The organism is Collinsella aerofaciens (assembly GCF_018785265.1).
In the GTDB taxonomy this organism is placed as follows: Bacteria; Actinomycetota; Coriobacteriia; order Coriobacteriales; family Coriobacteriaceae; genus Collinsella; species Collinsella aerofaciens_AI.
Window position 1 is genome coordinate 79852 of the sequence record NZ_WQPK01000024.1, and the last position, 8786, is coordinate 88637.

Annotated in this window: 6 protein-coding genes; 4 read left to right on the forward strand and 2 right to left on the reverse strand. The window is 53.5% G+C overall.

Translation table 11 applies throughout. The annotated features are described in order from the left end of the window. The first annotated feature begins 301 nt into the window (after positions 1–301). Together GPK42_RS04720 and GPK42_RS04725 are read left to right on the forward strand one after the other, a co-directional pair. A complete protein-coding gene (locus GPK42_RS04720) occupies positions 302–1519 on the forward strand; it encodes a zinc-ribbon domain-containing protein (protein WP_215693865.1) in 1218 nt (405 codons plus the stop codon). A gap of 1 nt (position 1520) precedes the next feature. Next, the gene (locus tag GPK42_RS04725) at positions 1521–3140 is read left to right on the forward strand and encodes a zinc ribbon domain-containing protein (RefSeq protein WP_215693867.1); all 1620 of its coding nucleotides are present in this window, start codon (positions 1521–1523) and stop codon (positions 3138–3140) included. A 41-nt stretch (positions 3141–3181) separates the two neighbouring features. Here GPK42_RS04725 and GPK42_RS04730 read toward each other — a convergent pair whose 3' ends face one another. Both GPK42_RS04730 and GPK42_RS04735 read right to left on the reverse strand, forming a co-directional pair. Next, positions 3182–4564: an ATP-binding protein gene (locus GPK42_RS04730; RefSeq protein WP_215693869.1), complete on the reverse strand. Its 1383-nt coding sequence runs from the start codon at positions 4562–4564 to the stop codon at positions 3182–3184. Between the two features lie 95 nt (positions 4565–4659). Then, a complete protein-coding gene (locus GPK42_RS04735) occupies positions 4660–6018 on the reverse strand; it encodes a hypothetical protein (protein ID WP_215693871.1) in 1359 nt (452 codons plus the stop codon). A 139-nt stretch (positions 6019–6157) separates the two neighbouring features. Between GPK42_RS04735 and GPK42_RS04740 the strand changes: the two genes are divergently transcribed. Together GPK42_RS04740 and GPK42_RS04745 are read left to right on the forward strand one after the other, a co-directional pair. Further along, entirely contained in the window at positions 6158–6775 is a 618-nt protein-coding gene (locus GPK42_RS04740; protein ID WP_215693873.1) for a zinc ribbon domain-containing protein, read from the forward strand. A gap of 150 nt (positions 6776–6925) precedes the next feature. Further along, positions 6926–8416, forward strand: a complete 1491-nt coding sequence (locus GPK42_RS04745) for a zinc ribbon domain-containing protein (protein WP_215693875.1) — start codon at positions 6926–6928, stop codon at positions 8414–8416. Positions 8417–8786 lie beyond the last annotated feature (370 nt).

The window sequence follows — 8786 nt, forward strand, 5'->3', positions numbered from 1 at the left end:
GAGGGCGGTTGGCCGCGAGCATGATATGGATATCAGCGGCGATTTCTCCATCTCGGCAAAAAATGGCTTCAAGTTGAGCATCGGCTCGGACTTCGAGGGGGCGGACCTGTTCAGCGAAAATTCTTACACTGACACTCATGCCATGAGCCAGGATAACTAGCCGGTATAGGGTCACTTGAGTGGGTATGCGTCTGTTCAAGCGGTCCATTGGCTTGCTTAAGAAATGGTTAAACTACGTAGCGTACAGCACGTGAGTAACTTACGACTCAGTGAGACTAAAGGGAATCGGAGAAGAAAGCCCATGTTTTGCCCCAAATGCGGTAGCAAGATCAGTGACGATGCGCGGTACTGTACCGAATGCGGGCTGCCCTTGGAAGGACTCTCGGGTAAAACTGCGGCCGAGGAAGGGTCCGGCGCCGAGCCGCTGGCGCGAGAATCCTCGTCCGCTGAAGTCATGTTGGAGTCTGCAAATACCGAAACGGACTCTGCGATAGGATCCGCGAATGTCGAGTCCACAGCAGAACCGAGTCCCGAGCCGGTCTCGAAGACCGCGGGTAGCGGTCACTCCCAGATGTACAACCTCTTTATGCAACGCTGTCAGGTCGGTAACCGCCTGGTGCCGCAGTTTGCTATCATGATCGCCGCATTTATCGCCGCGGCAGGCATCGCTTACGCTGCTTTCATTCTCTACAAGAACGTCATCGAGCCCAATCTCCAGCAGCAATCCGTGCAACAGGAGCAAGCGACCGAAAGACCCAAGAAGGACGAGGGGGCGGCCGAAGAAGTTGTCTATACGTTGGAGGCAAAGTCATTGACGGTGTCTGCTCCGGTCGACCCTATGCTCAATCAGGGCGAGCGGACTGACGTGGAATGGTCCTATCCGCAACTTAAGAGCTCCGCCAAAGACGACGTCGCAGACAAAATTAACAAGGCGATTCTCGAGCCCCTTCAAATTGATGCGGAGCGAACGAATCGAGCATCAGATAATGAGCAATCAGATGCTGAGCTGTACCCCGACGGCGAATTTCCCTGCATATCGAGAAACGTGACGGTTACGTACATGGATGAGAACTATTTTTGTATCCGTGACGAGCGCTATTCGACGGGATGGGGTCCGCATGGCGACACGTATGTGACTGGTGTTATTTTTGATTTGCATACGGGTGATACTGTCAGCCCTCAGGACATGTTTGGCATTGATACCGAGGATCTTGCCAGTTCTATGAGTTCGGCAGTTTGGCCGTATCTTACGGAAATGGGCAGAGAGTATCCGTCTGATTACAATTCTATGCTCATGCGGAGCAATTCCTCAGACTATTCAATCAAGGGCTCAACATGCTTGTATGTGACATCCAAGGGACTGGTGTATCGCACCGAAGACTATGAGCTCGGTACTTTTGCGGACGGCAATTGCGAGATTTTGGTTGCGTCTTGGGATGATGGGTCTCAAGTGGGGTCCGAAGTAACCCCCGATGAGGTCAAGGACGGTACAACGGTGAAAGTCGATAAGGAGGACTAACATGTTCTGTCCCAACTGTGGATTTGAGCTTGATGGCGATTTGCGATACTGCACCGAGTGCGGCTATGCACTCGAAGATGCAAAGGCGGTGCTGAACTCTGTCAGCAACGAAGTGGCAGAAGAACCTTCCGTTATCAATGAGGCTGCGGAAGAGATTTTCGCTAGCGACGAAACGGAGAAGGAGCCTTTCGCCGGTGCCGAGGCGGGGGAGGAAAAGTCGCCCGTGGAGAGCGAGCCCGTAGCGGACGAAGAAGACGACCAACCTAAAGACGACGTGTCGTCCGGTGCAACGCCTTCGATTCCAGCCGTGCGTGCCGACCGACCAAAACTGAGCAATCCGGTCGCCAAGCCCGTCGCGGCGCCAGCCCCTGCTCCTGCGGCGAATGCATCCGCACAGAAAAAGGAGCCCAAGGCGCTCTATATCGTTGGTGTCGTCGTTGGCCTGGCAGTCATTGCCATCTTTAGCTACCTGCTGTTCTTTAGCAAGTCCGGCGGCGACGTTGCCCATTACGGCCAGGACAAGGCCATCGTGGTGGTCCAAGAATCCAAGATCACCCCGACCGACGCAAAGGGCGAGAAACTCAAGAAGTACTCGGTGACCCTGAACGGCGACAACGGCTACAGCACCAATGCTGAGGTTAAGGGTGACGAGGGCTTCACGGTAAGCCAGTTTCCCGATGTTAAACCGGGGAAATATACCCTCACCGTTAAGGACTCCAAGTCAAAAGTCGAGTGGAGTATTCCCGTCAAAGTCGTCGATAACTCTAAATCCGCTGATGCCGTAAAAGAGGTTTCCCTCGAGGTGCCTAAGGCCAACGAGGCCGATACAAAGACAGGCGAAGGCGACAAGAAGGATGGAGGCACCGCTGCGGACAATACCGCTACGCATGCCGCTTACAAGCAAAAGTGCCAGGAATACCTCGCGTGCTATGGAGAGCCGCAAATTGCTGAGGTGACTGATTCTGTCTATGCGATGCGAGGGCTTTGTCTTGTCGACCTCGTTGATTTTGATCAGGATGGCCAGCCTGAGCTCTTGACCGTTGTGAACGGTATGAGCGATGCCGAACTAAAGAGTGCCTGGAATGGAGATATGGAGGGACTTCAGAAGTCCTACACCGTAGAGGTTTGGTCGTCAGCTGATGGTGGCATCAAGAGGCTTTACAGTCAAAATTGGCTTGATAACAGCAACGGAGGAACGATGTTTCTTCCGCTGATTAAAGCGGATGGCGGCAGCATCCTCGTAAGCCAAAGAACATATGAGATGAGCAATGCTATTACGGCATTGCTTGCTGGAAGGCAGGTTTTGGCCGGGGACAATACTTCGGTATATGGCAAGAAAAGCGATGCTTTTTCGCTTGTAAGCAACTACGAGTCCTGGGGAGTTGCGCCGAGCGAGGGCAATGGCTACGAATACTATTGTGCGTCGGAGGGCAAGGAAATTTCCGAGACGGACTATAATGCCCTATATCAGCAATTTGGCTATGGGCACAATCACCGGACATATTATTTCCTTGATTTTTCAACCTCAGGTTACGGCACTATTTCGGGGGAATCCCACGTCGATCCCAATCAAGTTGCGGCAGTCGCCAAAGATACGCTCAAAAAGGTGGGAATCGAATAAAAACTGAAAGGGGCTTGGAAAACTGTTTCCAAGCCCCTTTCTTATAGTAGCTGCTCGAGTCCAACAAGCCTCGCGCTGCTTGCTTGAGCCGCTCTATTTTGACACGCTTCGCTAAATCCACCCTTGCTAAACAAGTAATACTGTTTGATCGGCCGGCCCAGCAGCGCACTGCGCCGCTCGAGTGTTTCAAGAACGTCGGTATCTACGGGCTCGTTTCTCCATTTGCACTCGCCAACGACGAGCTCGCCATCGGCATCCTCTAATACAATGTCAATCTCTTCTTGGTGACGCGTTGCCGGGTTAGTGCCCCACCAAGAGCCGATTGCCTTGGGCAGTACATCCAGCTCGCCCTCAACGACCTGTCGTATCAACCACTGGCGGCATACCTCTTCAAATGTGGGGCCCACGAAGGTAGACAAATCGCGCTTGACGATACGCGCGGCAACAGCGGCTCCGAGCCCCTCTTCAATTGTTCCCGTGTACTGCGGAACAAATCGATACCAAAACCTGAACAGGTTATCGCAGATTCGATAGACCACCTGACGTTTTGTTGCTTTGGCAACGGGCGTGACGCGTTCAACGATTCGCAGATCAATCAATGCGTCGAGTAATCGCGCGACTTGTGGCGTTGCGAGTCGGGTGACATCGGCGATTTCCTTGGGACGTACACAGCCGTTAGCGATGGCGGCTATGACGCCATTGTAGATAGCCGGGCTTCGGACTTCCTGCAACAGATAGTTCTGGGGCTCGGCGTACAGAAACGCATCTTGGCGCAACAGAGCGTGCTCAAGGTTCCATTGCGTGGAGCGCGTGCTATCAAGCTGCGATAAATAGAGCGGCATGCCGCCGACAACGGAATACAGCTCGATAATTCTCTCGATGGGTGCATCGGGAAGCATTTGCGCTACATCGAAAACGACAAAGGGGTCGATGCGCAACTGCATGGTGCGGCGCCCATAGAGAGGACTTTGGTGTCCTAGCACCTGGTGTTCCATAAAACTCATGGACGATCCGCAGAGCACCAAGAACAGGTTGCTCTTGTCTTTGTGTCGGTCGATAAGCGTTTGCAGACACGACGACACGCCCGGGTCGCTCTCGGCGAGGTAAGGATACTCGTCAATGACCAGAATGACTTGCTCCGCTTTGGCGCGTTCAAAGACGGACTCGAGTGCAACCTGGATGGAAGGGAATGCTGCTCCTGCGGCACTATCACCAAGCATCTCGCGGCTGAGCAGCGCAAGGTTTTCGCTTGCAACGGTTTGCTGCCCGGTAAAGAAGATCACACTGGGCTTATCCTGCGTAAAAGCGCGAAGCAGGCTTGTTTTGCCCACGCGGCGCCTTCCGTAGACTACGGCAAACTGGAAGGAACCCTTTTGATAAGCGGTTTCTAGGGACTCAAGCTCACTCTGGCGTCCGACAAACATGGCATGCCTCGCTCATATGCGTGTTACTAACATATATAGTACTAACACGTATGTGAGCAATTTTCCAGTCGGACGGAGAAGAAATGACAGCGCTTCTACTTAACGAGGCGCTTGAGTTTGGCATAGTCCTGAATCTGCTTTTTGCGCTTGGCGTTGAGGAGGTTGTTGAGGTCGAGCTTCTCAATGGTGCAGCGTTTGAGTAGCTCGGAGCTGTCAAAGCCGTTTGACTCAATGTCTTCATCCAGATCGTGCTTGAGCTTGGTCCATTTATTGAGCTGCGAGCGCACGTAGGCCGCGGGACGTTCTATCTCGTTGGCGATGTCGCGTACGCTGGCGCCCGTTCCAAACGACTCACGTATCTTCGCCGTCTCCTTGCGCGTGCGCTCGTTTTTGGCATCGGTCTTGCATCGATCGCTGCAGTAGTGCCGTTTGACGCCACGATGCCCGGCAAGTGAGTAGGCGCGTCCGCACTGCTCGCAATAGCCAATTTTGACGGTGCTCAGCTTGCGCGAAAAATCAAACCAGAGCCACGAGAGATAGCTGTCAAAGGAGAGGAACCCTGTGGACTCGTTGCCCTGGAACACATCCACGTGCGCGCCCGAGAGATGCGAGATCACGAGCGCCTGCACCAAAGCGGTGAGTACATCGCGGTCATCGTTGTCAAGTTCTTCGCGGCGCTCCTGGATATCTGCTTGAGGGTCGATTACATAGAAGCTCTCCTCGCTATTGCTGACCTTGAGTCGCGCTGAAATCTCCGAGCTGGAGTCTTCGTCCATGTAGAACATCGCCTGCAAAACACTGAAGTCATTAGCGGTGAGCTCGTGTTCAAAAGAGAGCACGTTGAGTGCAACGAGGGATTCTTCCTCGTCGATCATAAACATAAAGGCGTAGAAATATCCCGCATCGGATTCGATTTTGCGCACGATGGGCAGGCTTTTGAATGAGTCGGTATAATCTCCGCCCGCCCTCAGGATAGTGGTGTAGATCTTGAAGGATGACCCGTTTGCCGCGCAGGTTACCACTGATTTCTCGATTCTTTCCAATGCGGAGACCTTTGCGATGGTGCAGCTCCCGTTGAGGTATTCCTGGATGCGCATGGCAATAAGTGCTGCCATCGCGGCATTGGCCCAATCGCGTACGGATTCTATTGCGTGCTTGCCAAAAAGCGGCCCGGTCTGTTCGGCGTAATCAAGTACGTTAAAGAGGCTTGCGCGGAAGGGCTGCTCTTTAACGGCGGTGGGTTCGATGCATGATGCCAGCCTGATCAGATCGGCATGGCGCTCGCTGTGTGCGGACCCTTCGTTGCTTTTGCTGCCGGCCAGCTCGGTGGGCATGTAGAGTTCAAAGACAAGCTGGGCCTCGCCAACGGGCCTATTGGGTTCGTTCTCTATGAGGTTGACTTTCTTAAACGGAATCGAACCTTCAACGGTGCGTGTTTGGGAGAACTCAAACATTGTTACCCCTGTCTCTAGCTGAAGGTTTAATAGCGTAGCACGTTTAGGAAAATTACCCGGTCAAAATCTCTATATCGGATAAACGGCCAATCGTATCTTGTGATCGTCAAGAAAAGGGGTAACGAGAAAGGACCCGATCATGCATTGCAAACAGTGTGGAGCAGAGATTAACGACGGCGCCAAGTTCTGCGGCGTGTGCGGAACGCCTACAGTCGCGGCTGCGGCCAGCACGGCGGGAGACGCGATTTACGTCGAGGCCCGGCCGATTGAGAGCCAGTCTGTCGAGGCTCAGTTTCAAGCGGCGGAGGATGCAGAGGCCGCTGCTTGCCTGCAAGATTCACTTCGCGAGTCCATCGGGTCCCTTACGCGAGCGTCAGTGATTTCGTTGCTCTATGTGCTCTTTTTCAATTACGTGCTGGGAGGGGGCTCACTGGGGCTCGACTATATGATTCTGCTGGGGCTGCTTCTGATTGGTCCCTGGAAGGTAATTATCTCGCTGTACCGCAGCGGTGTAAGGCTTCCCTTTGTCTATGGTGGCGGCATTATCGGTATCACGATTATGCTAATCGAACTTGTGGTTCTCGTGGGCCTTCCTGTCGTTGTTCTGATGCTTTTTTACTGGTTGGGCAGCGTGATTCACGGAGCGGTTCCGGTTGTTCCCGAATTAGCCCCGATGACGATGGTGGCACTTTGGCCTATCGTCTCGGTTGCCAACATCATCTTCAAGGCAATCAAGCTGCACATGGCTCGCGCCTAGCAAGTAGCCCGTCGCATGCCTTCCGCGTGGGGTCAGGCGAATTTGAAAGGTGAAAGAAAAGGTTTACAGTCGAGCAAATTGTCCTGGGCCTTTTCTGTTTGCAGGCTGTGGACTATCGTTTCGATATGCTGAAGTTCTAGGGGGGGATATATGTACTGCGCAAGCTGCGGGGCAAAGATCAAAGACGGGGCGCGATACTGTTCCGCATGCGGAAAACCGTTGGATGTGGATGATGCGCCGGCGAATGCTCAGCAGCCGCTTCTTTCAGGTACACCAAAGGCGCCTGCTGATAGAAAAGCGACGAGCGATCCTGCTGCATCTCGCGCAGAGAGCGCTTCTCCGGCGCCCTCTGAGCATATGTCCTTTGCGGCCTTTATGATGCAGCGTCGGCAGATCGGCCGTTTTGCCGTGCCTACGTTTGTCGCCATTTTTGCAGCAATCATCTTTACCGCTAGTGTCGCCTACGCACTGGTCAAAGCTTACGAGGCCTTTGTGCTGCCTCAGCTGCAGCAGCAGGAACAGCCGGCTGCAGTCGAGAATAAGTCGTCTCAAAAGAAGGTCGCGGCAGCTAACAAGAAAGCGCACAAGGCCTACGAGGGCGTGGTTGCGCGTTACGAGGACTTTGTGAGCTATTGCGAGCAGAAGGGAGCTGGTACTGCCAACTACGACGACTGGGCTCTGGGGCGCGGCGATGATTCTGGGCTGGGGCAGATATTCGTTTATGACAGCCAGAATGCTCCCGGCTTTTTAAACTACTACTATGCTTTCGATGATTTGAACGGCGACGGAATTGACGAATTGTTTATTGGGTCTGTCGATGCGCAGAACGATATTTCGGCGATTGTAGGTGCCTACTGCTTTGTTGATGGAAAGGCCGTTTCGGTTATGCCTTCGTCAGAGATGGTAGAAGGCTCCAGCAATATGACGAATCAGTATGACGGTTTTATTGCTCAGGGTGAGAGCCAAGTCATTACTGTCTGTAAGGACGGCATCGTTAAATTTACTTGTAGTCAGGATTGTAACCAGGCAGACTTCTATATTTCGCTTACTGCAAAGGGTCCTGAGGTCGTAGACGCGGTGCAAATTCAAAATAAGGAATTCGATAGACAGAATGGCGCCTACTTGGTGAGGACCGTCGAGGATGGTGGCAAACCACAGGAGACGATGGTCCAGGGGCGTGAAGAAGCGTGCAAAATTCTTGACGAGATTGCCGGGGAGCATCCGGAGGCCGACATTGAAAAGCCGTCTGCAAGCAGCGATATGTGGAAGGCATTCAAAGGAGCGGAGCCTTCGGAGAGCTCTTTGAAGGACGGCTCTGGCGCTGCAGACGATCGAACTGGCGCATCTCAAGCACCATCTGAAGCGGCATCCGATAGCGGCGACGATGGGGAGGCCGCTGCGGGCGACGATGGCGTGATCGCCGACATGGATGCGTTCATTGCAAACGCCAAGCGCGAGTTGATTGTGACAGATGACGCCTCTATTACGTACAAGGTCGCTGATAGGCCAAGCTATTGGGAGGGGGCGGCAACGTACGTTTGGTACGTCGAGTTTTATAAAGACGGAAAGGTCGTAGCGTCTGCGGAATGCGGCTCTGAAGGGTATCCGTGCCGGTCGATTATGGCCTATCACGAGAGCTAGTAACTTTAGCCGAGACATGTTGGCATTACGGCGTGCGCGGCTCCTATACCTTTCCCCTTGTTCCATCCGACGAGTTTAGTTACAGCTAAAACGGCCGTTACGAAGAGCTGACCGAGAGGCCGAAGACACTCGCCCGCTAAGCGGGTGTGCCCCAAAAGGGTATCTGGGGTTCGAACCCTCCCGGTTCTTCGTCAGTTGACCAAAGGTGCGACATTATTACCGCTCGCCGGCGGGTGACTAAATGCGATGACTTGAGGGCTATAATTAACCGAGCTAAGTTGGGGGATAGATGGTAGTGTCGAGAAAGTTGGTGTAGAGCCCCATCCGAAGCGAGTCGGCCCGGCGTCCTAGAATCTGGAATACGGTTGAT